Below are 20751 nucleotides of genomic sequence, written 5' to 3'. Positions count from 1 at the left end.
TTCGTGTCATTTGCAGCTATAGACGAGACAAACACAGAAAACCTGACAAAATATTTTTAAAAAATTAAAAATAATTTTAATTCGTTGAATTTTAAAGATTAAAAAGAGGTGTATAAATTTTTTGAGATTAAGCTAGTAAAGCCAATAAAAGAATTTAGGGTCTAAGTGGTGTTTAATTTAACTATCTATTTGAAATTGTGTTTCTTTCTTAAGCAAAAAAGTCCCGCATAGGGACTTTTAATAATTACTTATGGCCAGCAGGTGCTTTATTTACTACCTGTACTTGAGAGGAAATGGCTCGCTCAATAACTTGATTATAAACTCGCTTTTTCTCGCTTGAGCTTGAATCAAGTACAAAGTCTGAAAGCTTAGAATTTTGAGCTTGCTTTGGCTTTATTAAATTTGAAAACATAGGCACTCCTAAAGCTCGTTTTTTGAGCTGGGTGATGATTTTATCAGGCTCTCTAGATCTTCTCTAGTGAATTTTTCATCTAAATGATGCTCAATTGCCTGAACATTATCATGATAAAAACGTGTTCGACCCTTATTATTCTTAACTAATAAATCTACTTTAATTTGACTTCCAAACTTTGCCTTAAGTTCCTTTATAACTTTTTGTGATGCAAAAAATTGATCTATAAAAGTATTTGGTAAAATTCTACGCCCTTCTAACTTCTCTCTAGCTTCAACAAACTCCCATGCATATTCTGGGTTTTGGTATACAAACAAAATAAGCACATTTCGACCTTTACGAATAGATCGCTCAATATTTTTTTCTGCAACATCATAACTTGCCAAGGTACCATCTAACAAAAATGACTGTTTATTTTTAAAAGCATGGTCAAGTGTCCTCTCAACAATAAAAGATACAGCACGATGAAATAAATAAGAATTATCACCTGTGTAACCAGGTATTTGCTCTCTTAACTCATCAGGATCAAGTCTGAGTACATTATCAGCACCAATTTCTTCTAAAAAAGCTTTTGAAGCTTCCGTTTTTCCAGCACCAGGCGAACCTGCCATAAAAACAGAAACCGGTCTTGTATCGGGAGGAAACTGATTTTTGTCTGTTAACTCACGGGCAATACGTGTTCTGTGTTTTTTAGCATAAGCTATGGCATGTTGTTCTAGTTTATCAAGTGTCATATAAAGCCTTTCCCTATCTTTTTATTATGTCCCTAGAGTGCCTATTAGCAAGTGATTTTAATTCAAAATAAATCCTATGCGATTAGCCTCTTTAGAGTTTCTTTATGTTTATAAGCGCTTTTCCCAGCTCTAAAAAGGCGCTGAGCACAGCCTATAACGGTTCGTGATAGAGAAACTAACTATTTGCAAAGTTATGAGATTGGTGGCGGTCATAAATGGTCATGCTCATTCTCTAAAGCATCAAGTCATACACTCTTCTTTTCTAATGGCGGACATGGCCTTAGGCGTAACGCACAAGAGAGAATGGCTGAGCTAAGGAGTTTCGGATTAAGTAGGGCAATAGCTCTCGAAACAGTATCGCAAGAGCTAGGCCATTTCAGGGCTGAAATAACTGAGGTTTATTTAAGGTAAACTCTTTAACCTTCGATCCTTATAAGGCTCTCAAGCAAATCTAATTTTTTTATTTCATCATCAAGTTGCTGGCGAGCTTTTAAGAGTTTAGCCTTATCCGGAGGGAGATCTAGTGCGGACGTTAACTGTTCGATAGATTTACTTTTTCTTATAGCCACCACCAAAAAGAATATGTACTCATGAATAATATTCATTAATAAATAAGCGTACTTTTCTGCCTCTTCAAATTGTTGCCCATTGTGAATTGCCATATTACGTTTCTTTCGCAAAAGCTCTAACTCAAGTCTGAGGTGAAATTTATCCTTAAATAAAATTAATGTTCTTGCAATTGTAACATCATAATTTTCTTTCCCTGTAAATGTTAATGACTCTAATAGTGACCACATAGCTAAAAATGAACTATTCATATTAGCAGTATCAAGAGAAACACAATAGCGATTCAATATTTCAAGAAAAAACTTTCGACTCCCGCAATCCTCAATACCACTAGATAGCTTATGATAAAAAACTTTAGCTCTCTCATAACTTTTAGAGACATCCAATGATGAAGTTTCATAGCTAAAATTTGGGTCAAACCAATAAAAAGGAGAAGCTTTATCGCCATTTTCCATATGAAGTGAGTGATATGGATATTTGGTTATCTTGTTGATTGGAGCAGGCTTCCCAAACGAAGTTCTAGTATTGTTATGATTAAAAAAAATATTAAATATTCCACGCCAATAGTCTAGTTGCTCAAGCGCAACCTCTGCTGCAGCGTGTTCGCACCTTGCGCACACTTCTATGACAACCCAAGAGTAACATTTTTGATTAATTTTAGGGTACACCGTATGTACCTCTTGAAAGTCATAACTTTTTTTAAATTTTTTTGGAAAATATTTCGAAATCGTTATTATAGATTTAGGAGTTTTAATCAAGCGCTTGCTTTTTAAACCAGTTATAGATACTGCAGTAATCAAATAGTATTTTTTTGATTCTTTTGCCAAATACTCTGCTTCTAACTTTTTTATTTGACCTCCGATATAACCACTTTGCAACTGTTCCATATCAGCTGCGTGCCAAACAGCATCATGTAATATTTGCTCTTTAACCGCATCAGGAACTTCAGAATCAAATCGGACTAACTCTTTTAGAAGCATTAGGTAATTATCAAACCGTCTCGAATTAAAAGCTGATTTAAAACTTTTTTTAGTTACGATCATTCCACACTGCTGGCCATCTTTTAATTTTAATTTCTCTATTCTGGAAAGAAGTTCATTAACAGAAGAAGAGTCGGTCCATTTTGACTTTGCCATTAAACATTCCTGATGATTATTGAATCTCAGTGTATGTTAATGGATTAGAGCTCTAAATACATAGATACTCAGTTAAAACAATTTGAATAAATAATTTGCAGTTTTCACGTATAAACATTTTTGATATCTAAGATTTTGACTTAATATAAAAAGTAGCACAGAGGTAGCACAGGGTAATTTCTGTTAGTAGGTGGTTACTTGGGAAGCTTGTAAAAATGGTGGCCCCTCCCAGACTTGAACTGGGGACCTAACGATTATGAGTCGTGTGCTCTAACCAACTGAGCTAAGGGGCCATTGTATTAGCGAAAGCTAAATTTTTTGATGTGTTTAGCAGATTTAACTGACTAAAGCGGGATGCAGTATAAAAAGTTTTTGTAACCTTGTCACTAGCAAAACCCTTTATTTTAACAATCACTAAATCAACTGCTCAAATAGTAAACTCTTTGTTTTTACAACGACCTTAAAGCATGCCGATTAGTTTCTAGCCTCCGACATTGTTCTAGATCAAATAGCTAAATCACTAAACTCGTTAAAATAGCCGCTCAATCAATTGCGGAGTGCTGACTGTGATAAATTTACCAAGCTGGGATCAATCTCTGATCAACAAGTACAATATTTCTGGGCCTCGATATACATCTTACCCAACGGCATTGTCTTTAGCTGACGGTTATAGCCAACAAGATATGATTAACGCGATTGCGGCTTCGAAAAGCCGTTCTTTATCCCTTTATATCCATATCCCTTTTTGCAGTCAGCTTTGTTATTACTGTGGTTGTAATAAGGTGATCACTCGTCATCAATCTAAAGCCGATTTATACCTAGATAATTTAGCGCTTGAGATTGCTGAACAAGCAACGCTTTTTGCCGATTATAACGTTGAGCAACTGCATTTAGGGGGGGGTACGCCAACTTTCTTATCGGCAGAGCAAATGAGCCGCTTAATGGCGTTGGTTGAGCAACATTTTAATTTTGCTGATGATGCCGAGCGCGGTATTGAGATTGACCCTCGTTCTTTAGCTGATGGCATGCTAGTACACCTACGTGAGCTTGGCTTCAATCGTGTTTCGTTTGGTATTCAAGATTTCAATGATGATGTGCAACTGGCAGTTAATCGTCCGCAAAGCGTGCAATCTGTAAAGGGTTTAATTAGTGAGGCTCGTGAACTTGGCTTTAAATCTATTAATGCCGATATGATTTACGGTTTGCCACTGCAAACACCAGAGAGCTTTAAAGAGACAATTGCACAGCTGATTGAGTTAAACCCTGATCGCGTGTCGGTATTTAACTATGCTCACTTACCAGATAGATTCGCTGCACAGCGTAAAATTAAAGACGCTGACTTACCGTCTGCGGGCGATAAGCTCACTATGTTCAAAAATACCCTTGAGCAGATGTTAGCGGCGGATTATCAGTTTATTGGTATGGACCACTTTGCCCGCAAAGACAATGAACTAGCAATTGCACAAAACGCAGGTCAGTTACACCGTAATTTCCAAGGTTACACAACGCATGGCCAATGTGACTTATTAGGTTTGGGTGTGTCATCTATTTCGCAAATAGGCAATGCCATTTTACAAAACGAAAAAGAGTTGAAGCACTATTACAAAGCTGTGCAAGAAGGCTATGGCAGTGCAATCTGTAAAGGTGTTGCTTTAACTGATGACGATACGTTACGTGCAGCGGTTATCAAACAATTGATCTGCCAGTTTGAGCTGGATATTCCAGCAATCGAAAAACAGTTTAATATTAACTTTGCCAGCTACTTCTGCGAGGCACTACAGGCACTCGACCCATTACTAGCTGATGGCTTGGTGTCTGTTAGCCAAGATAAGATCACGGTAACAGCTCGCGGTAATTTATTTATTCGTATTATTTGTATGTGCTTTGATGCGCACCTACAACAACAAATCAAGCAAACTCGTTTCTCACGAGTTATCTAGCCCAACAAAAAGCAGAGCCTAGGCTCTGCTTTTATTTTGCTTAAATCGCAGCATGTTTGTTTAATTGAATACTACGTTTTCGCTGCCTGGAGCGGCTTTAAACTCTTCAATTATACGTGCACAATCCGCTTTAATTTCATCGCTATGCTGCTCTTCAGCACGCCAGCGAGCGGTGTCCATTTTAAAAATCTCTTTTTTAGAGTATTTCTTACGGGCATCGTGCGTTGGCATATCTTTTACGACTTCGTACATTTTAAATATGCCAGGGTAGCGCTCACTTAGCTCAAACTCTTCAGCAAAGCTGTATTGAGAGATCAGCACCCAAATACGCAAGCAGCCTTCTGAGAACTCACATTGCTCTTCATTCATTGCACGGGCAATTAAATGAATGCTATCGGCTAGCTTTGCATTACGCTTTGCTTTTGATGCCGCAAGCTTTTGCTCATGCTCAGCTTGCTTCTTGGCGATAAGCTTATTTTGCTCTTTTAGTTTATACAGAAGTTGCCCTGCATAAAACGCAAGCCCTGCGATAATTGCCGCACCAATTACAATGGCAATAATCAAGGTTGTGCTCATCGCTCATCCTCATCTTCGTCATCAAACCATTCATTGGCTAAGTCATCAGATAAGTACTTATCGAAGTCAGATTCACCTTCATCAAATGAATCATCTTCAAAGTCATCTTCGTACTCGTCTTCATCTTCAATGCCTAATAACTCACACAGTGCTTGGTGGCGAGCAATACGGCTATTGAAGTACTTAGCATCTTTACCTGTTAATAACTCACCGCGCTCATGACGCTCAACCAGCTTAAGTAGACGCTCGTCATTCTCTAGCGCTTCTAACTCTTGCTCTGGTGTTAGTTCAGGCTCAGCCACTTTCTTAAGCTCAACCATAGGTTTTAAGTTGCGTTTCATTTCAACTTTCGGCTCAGCCTTAGGCGCAACTAAAGAAACCGGCTTTTTACTACCAACACGCTTATCTTTCGGTTGATTGTTTGCAGCAGTGTTTTTTGCATTTTGTGCATCAGGTGCATTTCGAGACCCAGGTTTAGCACCTTTGGTCTTTTTAACTCGCTGCTCTTTTAACGCGCGCATCTCTCTAAGCTTTTCTTTGCTTAGACGTACAGGACCATTCGATGGAATTTTACGCGACTTTTTCTTTCTACTCATATCTTGATCATCTCACTTAAGAGGTTGTGCACAACGCCTTTGTGGCATTGTAATGCTGGCATAACCAGAAGAATTCGATGTGCGGATGTGGTTGGTCAACTTGACGAACTGCGCACTTTTCATACTTTTAGTACAAACGGTGGCTATTGTAACAGGACAAATAAAAAGGCGGTAGAGAAAACATCTCTACCGCCTACTAATCTGAGCGCCAATTATCTGGACACTTCTCCCTTCGACTTTTTAGTCTTTATTATTTTTATTATTATTGTTTATCCATTTTGTTATTGTTTTAACCTTCCGTGTAGCATTCCATTTTGTTTTTATTATTAAACTTCCATGAGCTTTTATTATTCTCGGTCAATCCTGACGCTTTTTTGTTATTTCCTTTAGGACACCTAACCAGTGTCAACCCCTAAAGACTTGCCGCAGTCACTTTCCTTATTACATTGTCCATGTTGTTTTTGCTGTCTCAGCGACAGTGGTTAATTTACTCATTAATAATTTTGTTACAACTGATTTATATAATTTTTCTTACAGATAAGATATTGCAACAAGCTCAACTTATTTAATAACAAAGAGTTATGTATAAAATTGAAATAAAAATAAGATTTAGCTTACAGCTCGATATGGACAATGTCTCACAAAGGCGTGGGAGATTTCGACATGGTTTAAATACAAAAAAAGCAGCTTGCGCTGCTTTTTTCACACTAATCACATATTACTGCGGAATATTTCTACCCGCAATCAGACTTTAGTGTAAGCCACCTAAGTATTTTGAAAGTACTTCGATGTCTTTGTCTGTTAGCTTTTTAGCGATGTCTTGCATCATACCGTTTAAGTCGTTATTACGCGTACCATCACGGAATTTTTCAAGTTGTGACTTGATGTATTCTGGATGTTGGAACGAAACTTTCGGGAATTTAGCTAGTGATGTACCGTTACCACGAGGACCGTGACACGCAGCACATGCTGGAATACCACGCTCTGCATCACCGGCTTTATAAAGCTGCTGACCAACTTCTACTACATCTTTAGGTGTTGTACCTTCAGACATATTTAAAGAAGAGAAGTAAGCTGCTAGGTCTTTCATGTCTTGATCGCTAAGCGGCATAGCCATACCACTCATTACTGGATCCATACGACCTTCTTTGCCGCCAGATGTCATACCTAATTTAAACTCTTGTAATTGTTTATAGATATAATCTGCGTGTTGGCCTGCAATTTTAGGGTAGATATTAACCGGTGCATTACCGTCTGGGCCGTGACAAGCCGCACACGTTGCCGATTTCTCTTTACCTGCGTTTACATCGCCATCAAATGCTGTTGCGTTGCTTGCTGACAACGTACCAAGCAATATAGTTAAAGATAGTGCTATTTTTTTCATGGTGAATTCTCTGTTTCCGACCCTGTATCATCTACAATATGGATGTTGTGATTTCTATATTCTACACGATAATAAATTCTCTGGCACGTTTTCTGCCCACATTAAGCTCATAATTTATAGGGATTTGACTTAGATTAAGTTTATACCTAGTAATTTTCCTAATTTAAAGCCAATTTAGCACGCTTAAATACGCTTTTGAATGCTGCTTTAATAGTATAAAATACGTGCCTTAAGTGGAAATTAGCCACTGTTTGTTATTTTTTATAAAAGACTAGGAGAGCCTGTGCTCAAATCTCGTATCAAATATAATACTGCGTCCTTTGTTACCAGCGCACCTGATATCTCACGCTTACCTGCTGATACGGGGATTGAAGTCGCGTTTGCTGGTCGCTCTAATGCGGGTAAATCAAGTGCTTTAAACACGTTAACAGATCAAAAGTTAGCACGTACTTCTAAAACACCCGGTCGTACTCAGCTGATCAATACCTTTGAACTTGATGCCGATAAACGCCTTATCGACTTACCGGGCTATGGTTTTGCTAAAGTGCCTATCGAAATGAAGAAGAAATGGCAAAAATCGCTAGGTGAATACTTACAAAAACGTCAAAGCTTAAAAGGTATCGTTGTTTTGATGGATATTCGCCACCCGTTAAAAGATTTAGACCGTGACTTAATCGACTGGGCCGTGGGCAGCGAAATTCCAGTGCTGGCACTATTAACTAAAGCCGACAAGCTAAAACAGGGCGCGCGTAAAGCTCAAGTTTTACAAGTTCGTCGTGAGTTAAGTAGCTTAGATGGTGATATTACAGTACATGCCTTCTCTTCACTAAAAGGCACAGGCTTACCTGAAGTTGCTAAAAAGCTTGATGAGTGGTTCTTAGGGCCCATTGAAGCGCAAGCACCTGAGTCTGACGAACAACCAGAAGCTTAATCGCTTAGGCCAAGTAATAACGCTTGGCTAATGATTCTATATAGTAGCCCTGCTCGTCTGAGCAGGCTATTTCGGCCCACTGATAATAAACATTTCTCGATACCCTCGCAGCCAAGCCATGTGCTAATTGTAAGTAAGGCACACTGACACCTTCAAATTCTCTCAGTAATAGTGGTTGCTTTGCTGATACCAACCAAGCGCGCTGTAAATTATCGACACAACAAAGCGCAAGGCCTTGCTCTGTCTCTTCGAAACGCCAATCAACAATAATAAAAGGCACATCTTCGACTGTGATGGCCATTTTCTCGACGGGTGTTTTTAAAAAATAACTATCTGCTTCTTTGCAAAGCACAGAGGCAAAGAGTTTAACCATTGCCTCGCGCTTTATTTCACTGCCAGCATAAAACCACCGCCCTTGCACATCAATCAATATAGGCACTTGCCCACAGTTTTGTGGCTGCCATTGATCAAAAGGTTTATCGGGAGCCTGAAGAGCGGCTTCTAAGTCAGCAAGTGATTGCATTATTTTTCTTTATCTAGCGTCAAAGAAAATGTCACAGGAACAGCTGTTGCAATTGATGGTAAACCCGCAAGTTTTTGTAACTCACTAATACCTTCTGTTACTTTGAAGTCACTTGCATTAATAATCACCGGCGTAAACGATGAAACAGTCACATCGCCTTTCGGTGACATATTAGCAAGTACATCAATCGTTAGCTCTTTCTTGTTGCCATGAAAGTCTAATTCAGCTTTCAAACCTTTAAGCACATGTTGACCTGGTTTTAGCGTTAACAGCGCTTTGCTTAAATCAGCAGTTAACACTGCATTAGGAAATTTAGCTGTTTCAAATAACAACTTGGTCATGCGCTCATTACGGATAGGGATCAGAGTTTCAACCGATGTCAGATCGATCATCAACTTAAATTGACCTTGTTCGTTAAGTGTACCCGACACCTTTTTGAAATGATGCGCTTCTGCAACTGAATTCTTTTTGATAGACACAAAGCTCACATTGCTTTGCTCATTATTAACTTGCCAGTTTGCGCTGGCTAAAGGGGCAACTAAAATACTCGATAATGAAAAGGCAGCAATTGCCAAAGATTTAAACATAACGCATTCCTTCGAAAGTAAATAAGAATCACTTTGATGGTATCACTTACGTTAATTTGTGCAATGAATTGTATGATAAGAGAAAGAAAAAGCGACTCACTCAACAAGGAGTGAGCCGTTATAGCAAACTGGGGAGAAGCTATCAATACGTTGCACCCTTTCAGATGCATCATCAACAGGATGTCCTACAGGATGAGGACGGCGCGGACTTTAGCAAATACCAGATTAAAAATAAATTGCATAACGGCAGAAACAATACAAATTGATAAACATATAACGAAACACTAAAACCTTCTTTTCTTATTTACTTAAAACTAACATTACAGCGAACCGTAATTTAGGGTATGGTGAATTAAAAGCACACTTAAATCAGGCTTTTTTAAGGCTTGTTAGTGATAAAAATTGCAGTAGAAGAGTAAAAGGTATGAAAAAAATCCCCTTAATTTTATTTGCTACCTTACTTTTTTTAATGACCCCCTACTGCCATGCCAAAAAAACAACGACACAATATCCGGTAATTTTAGTTCATGGGCTCATGGGGTTCGATAACCTACTCGGCCTCGATTATTTTTATAATGTGGCTGCAAGTCTCAACCAAGATGGTACCTTGGTGTTCACGCCAGCGGTCTCTGCTATTAATAGCTCTGAAGTAAGGGGCGAACAATTACTCACTCACGTAAAAGCAATTTTAGCACTGACAGGCGCCAATAAAGTAAACTTGATTGGTCACAGCCAAGGCGCGCAAACAGTGCGCTACGTTGCTTCAATCAGACCAGATTTAATTGCCTCAGTAACCAGTATTGGCGGTGCAAACTATGGCAGTGGCATTATTGATTTAATTAGACAAAAACTACCTGCAAATTCTCAAGCAGAACATACCGCGCGGTTCGTATTTGATGGGGTTGGTGAGGTCATTTCACTGCTCTCAGGCCACAGCCAATTACCGCAAGATACACTCGGTGCTTTAAGTAGCTTAAGTACACAGGGCGCTGACGTATTTAATCAAAAATACCCTGAAGGTTTACCAGAAAATAAGTGCGATCAAGGTCAGTTAGTTGCCGAAAATGGGGTGTACTATTTTTCGTGGAGTGGTACAGCAGCACTCACCAATATACTTGATCCAACCGACTTGCCCATGCTGCTTGGCTCGTTACTTATTTTAGGTAAAGATGATGGCCTAGTATCGCGCTGCAGCAGCCATTTAGGACATGTCATCAAAGATGATTATGAAATGAACCACTTAGATGAGATTAATCAGTTTATTGGTTTGCACAATTTTCGGGAAGTTGACCCTATTGAGCTTTATCGCGAACACGTAAAGCGGTTGCAGGAGTTGGGGTTTTAGTTAACGAGTAATGATTTATTTTTGGGTGAGTCGGGTCGCACGAAGCGATGTTCTATATATAGAAGCGATCAGCTTTCAGCCTTCAGCGGTCAGACGCGCGAAACAAGTTTCACGCCTACTTGTAGCAGCGGCTTTATGCCGCGACCCTTAAATTGGAAGCTAGATTCGAGATAAATACGGTATAACGGTCAAGCAAATCGCTAACTTTCAGTCTGAAAGCTGACGGCTGATAGCTGACAGCTCTCACCTATTGCGACTATTAGTGAGCCTGTTGCCAGTTGTCACCGCTGTCGGCTTCAACAATCAGAGGCACATCAAGAGTCGCGGCTTCAGACATTAGCTTACAAATTTCAGCTTTATAGTCGTCAACACACTCTTCTTTAATTTCGAACACTAATTCATCGTGCACTTGCATTAGCAACTTCACTGAACCTTCAGCTTGCGCGTTCACCCACTGATGAACTTTTAGCATCGCTTTTTTGATGATATCAGCAGCAGTACCTTGCATTGGCGCGTTGATCGCAGCACGCTCAGCGGCTTTACGACGAGCACCGTTACGGGCATTGATTTCTGGTAAATGTAAACGACGACCAAAAATCGTTTCTACATAGCCTTTATCAGCCGCTTTTTCACGGGTTGTTTCCATGTACTCAAGTACGCCAGGGAAACGCTCGAAGTATTTATCAATATAATGCTGTGCTTCATGACGTGGTACGTCTAATTGGCGTGATAAACCAAATGCCGACATGCCATAAATTAAACCGAAGTTAACCGCTTTCGCTTTACGACGCATATCGCTGGTAACCTCTTCAAGGCTAACCCCAAAGACTTCTGCCGCCGTAGCACTGTGTACATCTAAACCATTCGCAAACGCAGTGAGTAGGCCTTTATCTTGTGATAAATGCGCCATGATACGTAATTCAATTTGGCTGTAATCGGCAGCCACAATTTTATGGCCAGGTGCAGCAATAAATGCTTCACGAATACGACGACCCTCTTCTGAACGAATTGGAATATTCTGTAAGTTAGGATCCGTTGAGCTTAAACGCCCTGTTGCTGTTACAGCTTGATGGTAAGAGGTATGCACTCGCTTAGTGCGCTCATCAACCATTAGCGGAAGCTTATCTGTGTAGGTTGATTTAAGTTTAGATAAACCACGGTGCTCAATAATCACTTTTGGTAATGGATAATCATGAGCAAGTTCTTGCAATACTTCTTCTGCTGTCGAAGGTGCACCCTTAGGTGTTTTCTTGATAACAGGCAGCTCAAGTTTTTCAAACAAAATAGCTTGCAGTTGCTTAGGTGAGCCTAAGTTAAATTTTTCGCCTGCAATATCATAAGCTTCTTGCTCAAGCTCTAACAGGCGCTCGCCTAAACGTTGGCTATGAGCTGCCAGCATGTTGCTATCAATTGCAACACCAGTACGCTCAATATCAGAAAGCACTGTGACAAGTGGTAACTCAATATCTTCGAATACTGACTTCAACTGGCTATCAGCATCAATTTTTGGCCATAACACTTGGTGAAGACGTAGCGTTATATCGGCATCTTCAGCAGCATAAGGCGCCGCTTTTTCTAGCTCAATTTGGTTAAACGTTAACTGCTTTTTACCTTTACCGGCAATATCTTCAAAGCTGATATTTTTGTGGCCTAGGTATTTCAGTGCCAACGAGTCCATATCATGACGGCTACCTACACTATTAAATACATACGACTCCAACATAGTGTCGTATTTGATACCCTTTAACTCGAAGCCCGCATTTGCTAACACGCTTTTATCGTACTTAAGGTTTTGTCCCACTTTCGCTTTGTTTTCGTCAGCTAAGATTGGGCCAATTTTTGCCATTACGGTTTCTAAGCTTAATTGTTTTGGCGCATCAGGGTAATCGTGAGCAACTGGAAGATAAGCCGCTTCACCGGCTTTAACCGCAAAGCTCATACCAACCAATTGCGCTTGCATATAATCAAGGCTGGTTGTTTCAGTATCAAAAGCAAACAATTCAGCGTCATTTAACTGCGCCACTAAGGTATCTAGCTGCTCTTCAGTTAAAATAGTTTCGTAGTGTGCATCAGCAACTTTTGGTAGTTCGTTAGCTTCAGTTGGCAAATCTAAATGCGTATCAGCGTCTTTAGGGTTATCAAGTAGTTCAGCTAACCAACGGCGGAACTCACACTCACCATAAAGTGCAATCAGTTCGTCACGATTAGGCTCTTGCAGCTTAAAGGTTTCAAGATCTGACTCAACCTCAACATCACACTTAATTGTTGCTAATTCATAGCTAAGTGGCAGATGATCAAGTGCAGCAGCAAGTTTTTCACCAATCTTGCCTTTAATTTCACCTGCATGATCAATGACACCTTGCAATGATCCATATTTTTGTAACCATTTCACTGCTGTTTTTGGACCACAGCCATCAACACCTGGGATGTTATCGACCTTGTCACCCATTAAAGCAAGGTAATCAATGATCAACTCAGGACCAACGCCAAACTTCTCAACCACGGTTTCTGGATCTGAAATGCTATCTGTCATGGTATTGATCAGCGTGACATGTTCATTAACAAGCTGCGCCATATCTTTATCGCCAGTTGAGATCAGTACATGACGCTGCTGCTCTGACGCTATACGCGCAAAGGTACCAATAACATCGTCAGCCTCAACACCTTCAATACTAATCAGCGGGAAACCCATTGCTTTAATAATGTTATGTAGTGGTGCGATCTGTGTGCGTAAGTCATCCGGCATTGGCGGACGATTCACTTTGTATTCACTGTACATGTCATTTCTGAAGGTTTTACCCTTGGCATCAAATACCACCACCATGTGCGACGGATCATATTGCTTGATCAAACTCTTAAGCATATTAACTACGCCATAGATTGCGCCTGTCGCTTCACCTTTTGAATTAGTAAGGTGCGGTGGCGAATGGTATGCACGGAATAAATAAGAAGAACCATCTACAAGAATAAGTGGATTTTCAGGGATCTGAGCCATGGTGAAATTGGATCCTAATTGAATAACATTAAATTGTTTGTAAGCATGCCATAAGGCCATGAAGAAAACGACTGTGAATTATTAACCAATAAAGGTTTATGACAGAGCAAGCTGTGGATAACTTTGTAGATAACAGACAGAGCTAATTCTCCCGAAATAAAAAAACATTTAGGAAAATCTTATAAGTTCATGTTTTGATTTAAAAAGATATTACGGCGTTCTTTTTTTATTATTTTTGTCCGATGTGGAAAACGGTTTTAGTAGCGATAACCTTTTGCTTATTCGATACCGAATTAACATCCCTTTTCATAACCGGAGGAGTATTCTAGCATAATGGATCAAAGATCATAGCGATCCTTTATACTTTTTTTTTCGTTAGTAATTTATAAAAAGGCATAAACAGCTATTCATCACGCTTTGCGAGTTATCAAGCGACGAAAATTTTTTATTTTGTCGCCATGCTCGTATCCTTGTTAAACTAAAGCTAGTCGCATTAAGGAGAGTTCAAAAATGAAAAAAGTTGCTGTAATTTTAGCTGGTTGCGGTGTTTACGACGGCGCAGAAATCAATGAAGCCGTATTAACCTTATTACATATCGCAAAAGCAGGCGCGAGCTATCAATGCTTCGCACCCGATATCGAACAAATGCACACCATTAATCACCTAACCGGTGAAGAAATGACACCTAATCGTAATGTGCTAGTTGAAGCCGCACGTATTGCCCGTGGTGAAATTAAAGCGCTCACTGAGCTAAATGTAGATGAATTCGATGCCTTGATCGTACCAGGTGGTTTTGGTGCCGCGAAAAACCTATCTGACTTTGCAGTAAAAGGCGCAGATGCCCAAGTTCAAGGTGATGTACTAACAACTGCAAAGGCCTTTGTCGATGCCAACAAAGCAGCTGGTTATATGTGTATTGCTCCTGCCATGCTGCCGCTTATTTATGGCAAAGGTGTAAAAACAACCATTGGTAACGATGCAGACACCGCTGCCGCTATCGAGCAACTTGGCGGAGCGCACCAAAGCTGTGCTGTTAATGATATCGTTGTCGATTCTCAGCATAAAGTGGTCACAACCCCAGCCTATATGTTGGCCCAAAGCATTTTAGATGCTGATGCGGGTATCGAAAAATTGGTTAACAAAGTATTAGAGCTTGCTTAAACATCAAGCTAAGAGCCAGTATTTAATGCTGGCTTTTCTTGCGCTAACGCAAAAAAATGACGGTTTTTCTCAAGAAAAAGCCTTTTAGATCATTTTATAAATTGTGGCTTAGCGTTATAATCGTTCTAATTTCCGTCAGATATCGTGATTGATCACGTTCAAATCGAAGTGAGCAAGGCAAAATGAAAAAACTATCAGCTGCATTATTACTGCTAGCAACAACGGCATATGCACAAGCGTATGACAACTCTTTGACTGAAGATGCAATTAAAAAGCGTCTAGCGCCAATTGGTTCTGTATATCTAGAAGGTGATAAAGCTGCGGTCGCTGCTGAACCTACAGGTCCTCGTTCTGGTGAACAAGTTTACCAAGCAGCATGTTTTGCTTGTCATGGCACTGGCGCACTAGGTGCACCTAAATCAGCTGATGATTGGGCTCCTCGTATTGCTAAAGGCATGGATACATTACTTAACCATGCAATCAACGGTTTCAACGCGATGCCTCCTAAAGGTACGTGTATGGACTGTTCTGATGAAGAGATCAGCGCTGCTATCGATTTCATGACTAGCAAGTAACAGTTTAAAACTAATACTAAGGGCTTAATTTTATTAAGCCCTTTTTTGTGCCTGCTTTTAGCCGCTAGACTAATGCTGTAGCCAAATACGCCCCATCATAAATTACTATTTTGTTAACACCTGTTACTTGACGATCTAATAAAAAAGTGGAACTATAAAGGACGAAATTTAAACAACAATAAGATCTGGTTCTAAATCATTGGAAGATTCAGCAACACACATTGATAAGCTAGGCCGTAAAAATGCTCGCTTAAAATCGCTTTTACAAAAGTATAAGCAATCACATCACTTGCAACATGCTCTTTTACAATTATCAGAGCAAGCAAGTACTGTTGCCGAATTAACCCTGCTCTACCCTGCTATCCACAACATTCTACAAGACTATATCCCAAGTAAAAACTTCTTCGTTGTGTTGCATAACCCGGTTTACGATAACCTTGAGCTATCTTATTTTGCCGATGAAAAAGATGGTCTTTCAGTACCGTTAAAATATGAGCAGTACTTTAAAGAAGGCCTCACGGGTTACGTATTTAAACAAGGTAAAACCTGTTACTTTACCAAACAACAAACAGAGCAAGCGGTTGAACAAGGCTTACTTAAATGCTTTGGTACGCCAGCTGAGCATTGGGTTGGGGTGCCCGTCTATCGCGATAAAGTCATTATTGGCGTCATGGTCGCGCAAAGCTATGACAATAAGCAAGGCTATTCGGAGCAGCAAATAGAGTTGCTCGAAGCGATGTCATTGTATTTAGCGACAGCGATTGAGCGAGTTAAAAAACGTGAGCTGCTCGAATCTGAAGTAAAAATTCGCACCCGTGCACTGACACAAAGTAACCAAGCACTTAACGACGAAATTCAACAACGTAAAAGTGCGCTAGAACGCCAACAGATCTTATTTAAAATATCAGAGCTGGCAACGCAAAGTAAAAACCTCGACGATGTATATCAGCATGTTCATAACATTATAAAAAATATTACCTACGCAGATAACTTATACATCGCATTGTATGACCAACAGTCACATTGGTTGAGTTTTCCTTACTGCGTCGATGAATTTAACGATAATGGTAAACCAAGGCCATTTGCTAAAGGCTACAGTGAACTGGTGCTCAGCACTGAAAAGTGCCAAGTCATAGACAGTGAAAGAGCAAAGGAGCTTATCAAGCTAGGCGTAGTAGAAAGACCCGTTAATGTACCACCAGAGCGCACCGCGACGAGTTGGTTAGGTGCTCCGCTGAAAACCTCGCAAGGCGTTATAGGCCTCATTGTTTGCCAAGCTTATAACAATAAACATGAATTTAGTCAGGATGATTGTGAGCTAATCACCTTTGTATCGCATCAAATTGCTAATGTTATTCAAACTCACCTAGCAAACCAAGAGTTAAAGCTTAGTCACCAAAAGCTTGAGCACCGGGTCACTGAAAAAACCAAAGAACTTCGCCAAGCCAATATGCACCTGCAAATGCAAATTGAAGAGCGTAAAAAAATAGAACAACAGCTGTACCACGATGCACACCATGATTCACTAACCAGTTTACCGAATCGCAGTTTATTCTTAACTCAACTCGAAAAAACATTGCAGCACTACCAGCGCTACCCAGAGCAGCAGTTTGCAGTGCTATTTATTGACCTTGATAAGTTTAAAGACATCAACGATCACCTTGGTCACCAAGCAGGCGATCAATTTTTAATTGGTGTTGCCGAGTCTTTCTCGCATTGTATTCGTGAGCATGATTTGCTTGCACGTTTAGGTGGTGATGAGTTTGTGATATTGCTCACTCACTTAACAGAGCAACAGCAAGCCCAAGATGTTGCCAAACGTATTATCGAAATTATGAGAAAACCTTTCTGTATGAAGGGTCAGTGCATTCAAAGTGGTGCAAGTATTGGTATTACCTACTCAAAACCAAGCTACAAGCACACCGATGAAATTATACGTGATGCGGATGCAGCCATGTATTACGCGAAAAATGCAGGCCGTAATCGCTTTGAATGTTTCCATCCGCTGCTTAATGCCAGCAATGTACAGCATGATGCTGACAATATGCATCACTTAGATGATTTGCCTATGCACTTTAGAAGTGCCGAAATCATTACCTTGGATGAGCAAACTCGTGCAGAGTCTTTACTCGAAGCATTTGGTGAACACCCAGTACTTGGTAGCACCAGCTTTGAAGTACTTAAGAAGTTTGCAACCGATAGAGTTCAGCACTTTGAGGTTGAACTTAATTTACTCAAACAAGCCTTCAGCTTAGTAAGTGACAGTAATCTAGAAAAAGTACTGTTCCCTTGCTCTGGTTTAGTTCTTGAACGTATTAATTTTCAAGCACTGTGTAAGCTATTAAAAGCCCACGATGCAAATAGAATGTGTTTATTATTCAATGAACAAGAAATTCGTTATGCATCAGCAGTACAAATTGAAAATTTAAAAAACTTGGTCACACAAGGATTTTCGATTGGTTTGAATGAATTTGCTAAAGATCGCTGTGAATTAAACTTACTGACTGAGTTTCAATTCGATTACTTGTTATTAAGTTCAACATTCAGTAAACGTGTACTACAGCAAGAAAACTATCACCTACAACTGCAAGGTGTGCTGGCGATTACTAAGCTGCAAAATATCCAAGTAATCGCGAAAGGCCCGTCAATTTTTAACTACCGCACCTTACTCGATAAGCACGGATTGTCATTGTTTATTGGTAAGCAACATGCGCTGGCGCCCTTCGAACACGAAGCACCGAGCGCACAATTTATTACTTCTTAAGCATTGCTCTTAGATTAGCTACTCGAGCTTGGCCTTTTTCCATGCGCTCAGCCTGTGAAGAGGGTGGCTTTTTCGCTTCGAAGGCTAAATCATCTTGTGGTAACTCTTGCACAAAGCGACTGAGCTCAGTATCTGACGTTTCACCAAATTGACGACGTAACTTAGCATAAGTCATTACCAGCTCTTGCTGTGCACGCGTAATACCTACATAAGCAAGACGACGTTCTTCTTCAACGTTATCTTCATCGATACTTACTTGGTGTGGTAATAAACCCTCTTCCATGCCAACCATGAACACATACGGATACTCCAAACCTTTTGAAGCATGCAGTGTCAATAATTGTACCGCGTCAGATTCGTCTTCTTCTTCGTTACGCTCAAGCATATCGCGCAAGGTCAATTTACTAACCACCTCAGCAAGGTTCAGCGGCGGGTTGTCTGCGTCACCTGTTAGCATGTCGGTGATCCAACGATAAAGCTCTGAAACGTTTTTCATGCGCATTTCAGCGGCTTTTGCACTCGGTGATGACTCATAAAGGTATGCTTCGTAGTTAATTTGCCTAACTAACTCTTTCACAGCTTCAAGGGTATCGCCCCGTACCGCATTATCAGAAAGCTCAACCACCCAGCGGGCAAAACCAGCTAAAGCATTAAAACCACGGCCCTTTAATCTGTGCGCAAGCTCAGGCTCAAAACAGGCAGCAAATAAGCTGATATGCTTTTCATTAGCAAGGGTGCCGAGCTTTTCAAGTGTGACCGTACCAATCTCACGGCGTGGCGTATTAACAATACGTAAAAAGGCATTGTCGTCATCTTGGTTCACCAATAGGCGTAAATACGCCATGATATCTTTAATTTCTGAACGTGAGAAAAATGACATGCCGCCGCTGATTTTATAGGGAATACGGTTGCTCATAAGTGCTTTTTCAAACACGCGCGCTTGGTGGTTACCACGATATAAAATCGCGTAATCTTTATAGCTGGTGCGCTTCATGAATTTATGAGAAATGATCTCTGCCACTACTCGCTCTGATTCATGCTCTTCATCACGACAACCAATCACTTTGATAGGCTCACCATAGCCAAGCTCACTGAATAGCTTTTTATCAAACTCGTGAGGGTTATTGGCAATCAAAATATTCGCCGCTTTTAGAATTCGCCCTGCGCTTCGGTAGTTTTGTTCAAGCTTAATTAAACGTAGGCCCGGAAAATCTTTACTCAATAGCACAAGGTTTTGTGGCTTAGCACCGCGCCAAGAGTAAATAGATTGGTCATCATCGCCTACCACGGTAAAACGAGCTCGTTCACCCACTAATAGCTTAACCAGCTGGTACTGACTGGTGTTGGTATCTTGATACTCATCCACCAGCAGGTAACGAAAACGCTGTTGCCAACGCTCACGCGCTGTGGCATTTTGGCTTAGTAACAAAGTAGGGATCATGATCAGATCATCAAAATCAAGGGCATTATAAGCACGTAGTTGATTTTGATAACGCGCATACAGCTGAGCAAATAAGGCTTTTTGCGGCTCACGGGCTTCGCGAACAGCACGCTCTGGCAGAATCAATTCGTTCTTCCAGCTACCTATTTGCATTTTTAGTAGGTTGAGTAGATCTTTATCTTTTTTAAGTTCTTCTTCGGTCAGCTCAGCTAGTAACTGGTTGGTATCTTGATCATCAAACAACGAAAAACCAGGTTTAAAACCTAACGTCGTTAACTCTTTTTTGATGATCTCAAGCCCAAGGGTGTGAAACGTTGAAACCCATAAGCCTTTCGACTCTTGTTTACCCAGTGTTTGCGTTACACGCTCGCGCATTTCTTTTGCCGCTTTATTGGTAAAGGTTACCGCCGCAATATTGCGCGCTTGATACTCACACTTTTGCACCAAGTAAGCGATTTTATTAGTAATAACACGCGTTTTACCAGATCCCGCACCGGCTAATACCAGACACGGTCCACTGATATACTTTACCGCTTCATCTTGTTTTGGGTTGAGTTTCATAAGCCCCTAAAGAAATTATCCAAAGACAGGACGGGCAATTTTACCGTAATCACTACACTACGCCTAGCCAATAAGGTAAGATTGTTTTTTTACGTGACTCAAGGGACGAAGATGATCAACCCAGCAAAACTTGAAGAAATCGCTAAGCAAATTACTGACAACATGCCGCAAGGCGTGAAAAACCTTGCCGAAACAGTTGAAGGCAAAACAAAGCAAGCTATTCAAAACAAACTTGCTGAGATGGACTTTGTAAGCCGTGATGAGTTTGATATTCAAAGCCAAGTACTTATTCGTACTCGTGAAAAACTCACTGAGCTTGAAGAGAAAGTTGCATTACTCGAGCAGCAACTTGCTAGCAAACAAGACGAACAATAAAAAAGGAGAGCGAATTAGCTCTAATGCCGATCAGTTAAGCAATTGACATTTGGCATAATAGGATCAAAATCCGATGATCACAGGTCATCGGATTTTTTTTATGCCCCTTAGTCATAGCTTCGCCAATATTTCATCATTTATCGATTCT

At 40.3% G+C, this 20751-nt stretch carries 17 protein-coding genes, 1 tRNA gene and 1 pseudogene; 8 read left to right on the top strand and 11 right to left on the bottom strand.

Translation table 11 applies throughout. The features are described from left to right. Positions 1–244: 244 nt before the first annotated feature. Both ABMY41_RS08465 and ABMY41_RS08460 read right to left on the bottom strand, forming a co-directional pair. Positions 245–412: a hypothetical protein gene (locus tag ABMY41_RS08465; RefSeq protein ID WP_166338703.1), complete on the bottom strand. Its 168-nt coding sequence runs from the start codon at positions 410–412 to the stop codon at positions 245–247. Between the two features lie 8 nt (positions 413–420). Further along, positions 421–1146 (bottom strand): zeta toxin family protein, encoded by a 726-nt coding sequence (locus tag ABMY41_RS08460; protein ID WP_252949401.1) that lies wholly within the window; start codon positions 1144–1146, stop codon positions 421–423. A gap of 132 nt (positions 1147–1278) precedes the next feature. On the opposite strand from ABMY41_RS08460, the pseudogene ABMY41_RS08455 reads away from it, so the two are divergent. Then, positions 1279–1557 (top strand): annotated as a pseudogene (locus ABMY41_RS08455) (site-specific integrase); the annotation flags it as partial. Positions 1558–1562: 5 nt separating this feature from the next. Here ABMY41_RS08455 and ABMY41_RS08450 read toward each other — a convergent pair. Next, positions 1563–2849 carry a hypothetical protein gene (locus tag ABMY41_RS08450; protein WP_349274494.1) on the bottom strand — a complete coding sequence of 429 codons (1287 nt, stop codon included), beginning with the start codon at positions 2847–2849 and terminating at the stop codon, positions 1563–1565. Positions 2850–3065: 216 nt separating this feature from the next. Then, a tRNA-Ile gene (locus tag ABMY41_RS08445) sits at positions 3066–3142 on the bottom strand. Positions 3143–3415: 273 nt separating this feature from the next. Between ABMY41_RS08445 and hemN the strand changes: the two genes are divergently transcribed. Further along, on the top strand, positions 3416–4789 hold the full coding sequence (gene hemN / locus ABMY41_RS08440; protein ID WP_349274493.1) for an oxygen-independent coproporphyrinogen III oxidase: 1374 nt from the start codon (positions 3416–3418) through the stop codon (positions 4787–4789). Positions 4790–4849: 60 nt separating this feature from the next. On the opposite strand, the gene ABMY41_RS08435 is transcribed toward hemN, so the two are convergent. The 3 genes from ABMY41_RS08435 to ABMY41_RS08425 form a co-directional block, all read right to left on the bottom strand. Further along, positions 4850–5365 (bottom strand): DUF2489 domain-containing protein, encoded by a 516-nt coding sequence (locus ABMY41_RS08435; RefSeq protein WP_054561152.1) that lies wholly within the window; start codon positions 5363–5365, stop codon positions 4850–4852. After that, the gene (gene yihI, locus ABMY41_RS08430) at positions 5362–5961 is read right to left on the bottom strand and encodes a Der GTPase-activating protein YihI (RefSeq protein WP_175083379.1); all 600 of its coding nucleotides are present in this window, start codon (positions 5959–5961) and stop codon (positions 5362–5364) included. Before yihI ends, ABMY41_RS08435 begins: the two co-directional genes overlap by 4 nt. Before the next feature lie 751 nt (positions 5962–6712). Further along, positions 6713–7345: a c-type cytochrome gene (locus ABMY41_RS08425; protein ID WP_054561153.1), complete on the bottom strand. Its 633-nt coding sequence runs from the start codon at positions 7343–7345 to the stop codon at positions 6713–6715. Between the two features lie 283 nt (positions 7346–7628). Here ABMY41_RS08425 and yihA point away from each other — a divergent pair, with 283 nt between their 5' ends. Next, entirely contained in the window at positions 7629–8276 is a 648-nt protein-coding gene (yihA, locus tag ABMY41_RS08420; protein ID WP_054561154.1) for a ribosome biogenesis GTP-binding protein YihA/YsxC, read from the top strand. A 4-nt stretch (positions 8277–8280) separates the two neighbouring features. Here the strand turns inward: yihA and ABMY41_RS08415 are convergent, their stop codons facing one another. Both ABMY41_RS08415 and ABMY41_RS08410 read right to left on the bottom strand, forming a co-directional pair. Then, positions 8281–8799 (bottom strand): DUF1285 domain-containing protein, encoded by a 519-nt coding sequence (locus ABMY41_RS08415; RefSeq protein ID WP_287242459.1) that lies wholly within the window; start codon positions 8797–8799, stop codon positions 8281–8283. After that, positions 8799–9386, bottom strand: a complete 588-nt coding sequence (locus tag ABMY41_RS08410) for a YceI family protein (protein WP_239963789.1) — start codon at positions 9384–9386, stop codon at positions 8799–8801. The genes ABMY41_RS08415 and ABMY41_RS08410 overlap by 1 nt, the downstream gene beginning before the upstream one ends. A 424-nt stretch (positions 9387–9810) precedes the next feature. Between ABMY41_RS08410 and ABMY41_RS08405 the strand changes: the two genes are divergently transcribed. Then, on the top strand, positions 9811–10731 hold the full coding sequence (locus ABMY41_RS08405) for a triacylglycerol lipase (protein WP_287242463.1): 921 nt from the start codon (positions 9811–9813) through the stop codon (positions 10729–10731). A 259-nt stretch (positions 10732–10990) separates the two neighbouring features. On the opposite strand, the gene polA is transcribed toward ABMY41_RS08405, so the two are convergent. Next, a complete protein-coding gene (gene polA / locus ABMY41_RS08400; protein ID WP_349274492.1) occupies positions 10991–13726 on the bottom strand; it encodes a DNA polymerase I in 2736 nt (911 codons plus the stop codon). Between the two features lie 510 nt (positions 13727–14236). Between polA and elbB the strand changes: the two genes are divergently transcribed. The 3 genes from elbB (at position 14237) to ABMY41_RS08385 (ending at position 18226) form a co-directional block, all read left to right on the top strand. Continuing rightward, positions 14237–14887 (top strand): isoprenoid biosynthesis glyoxalase ElbB, encoded by a 651-nt coding sequence (gene elbB, locus ABMY41_RS08395; RefSeq protein WP_287242469.1) that lies wholly within the window; start codon positions 14237–14239, stop codon positions 14885–14887. Positions 14888–15069: 182 nt separating this feature from the next. Then, positions 15070–15462, top strand: a complete 393-nt coding sequence (locus ABMY41_RS08390) for a cytochrome c5 family protein (protein ID WP_054561160.1) — start codon at positions 15070–15072, stop codon at positions 15460–15462. Positions 15463–15661: 199 nt separating this feature from the next. Then, a complete protein-coding gene (locus ABMY41_RS08385) occupies positions 15662–18226 on the top strand; it encodes a diguanylate cyclase (RefSeq protein ID WP_349274491.1) in 2565 nt (854 codons plus the stop codon). Here the strand turns inward: ABMY41_RS08385 and rep are convergent. Then, positions 18216–20228: a DNA helicase Rep gene (gene rep, locus ABMY41_RS08380; protein ID WP_287242476.1), complete on the bottom strand. Its 2013-nt coding sequence runs from the start codon at positions 20226–20228 to the stop codon at positions 18216–18218. The two genes, ABMY41_RS08385 and rep, sit on opposite strands and share 11 nt — an antisense overlap. 111 nt (positions 20229–20339) lie before the next feature. Here rep and ABMY41_RS08375 point away from each other — a divergent pair, with 111 nt between their 5' ends. Continuing rightward, positions 20340–20603 carry an accessory factor UbiK family protein gene (locus ABMY41_RS08375; protein ID WP_054561163.1) on the top strand — a complete coding sequence of 88 codons (264 nt, stop codon included), beginning with the start codon at positions 20340–20342 and terminating at the stop codon, positions 20601–20603. The last annotated feature ends 148 nt before the right edge of the window (positions 20604–20751 follow it).

The sequence above is a fragment of the Pseudoalteromonas sp. BZA4 genome, from assembly GCF_040104395.1.
In the GTDB taxonomy this organism is placed as follows: Bacteria; Pseudomonadota; Gammaproteobacteria; order Enterobacterales; family Alteromonadaceae; genus Pseudoalteromonas.
Note: the sequence above shows the minus strand (reverse complement) of the source record. Positions and strands in the feature narration are given on the sequence as shown.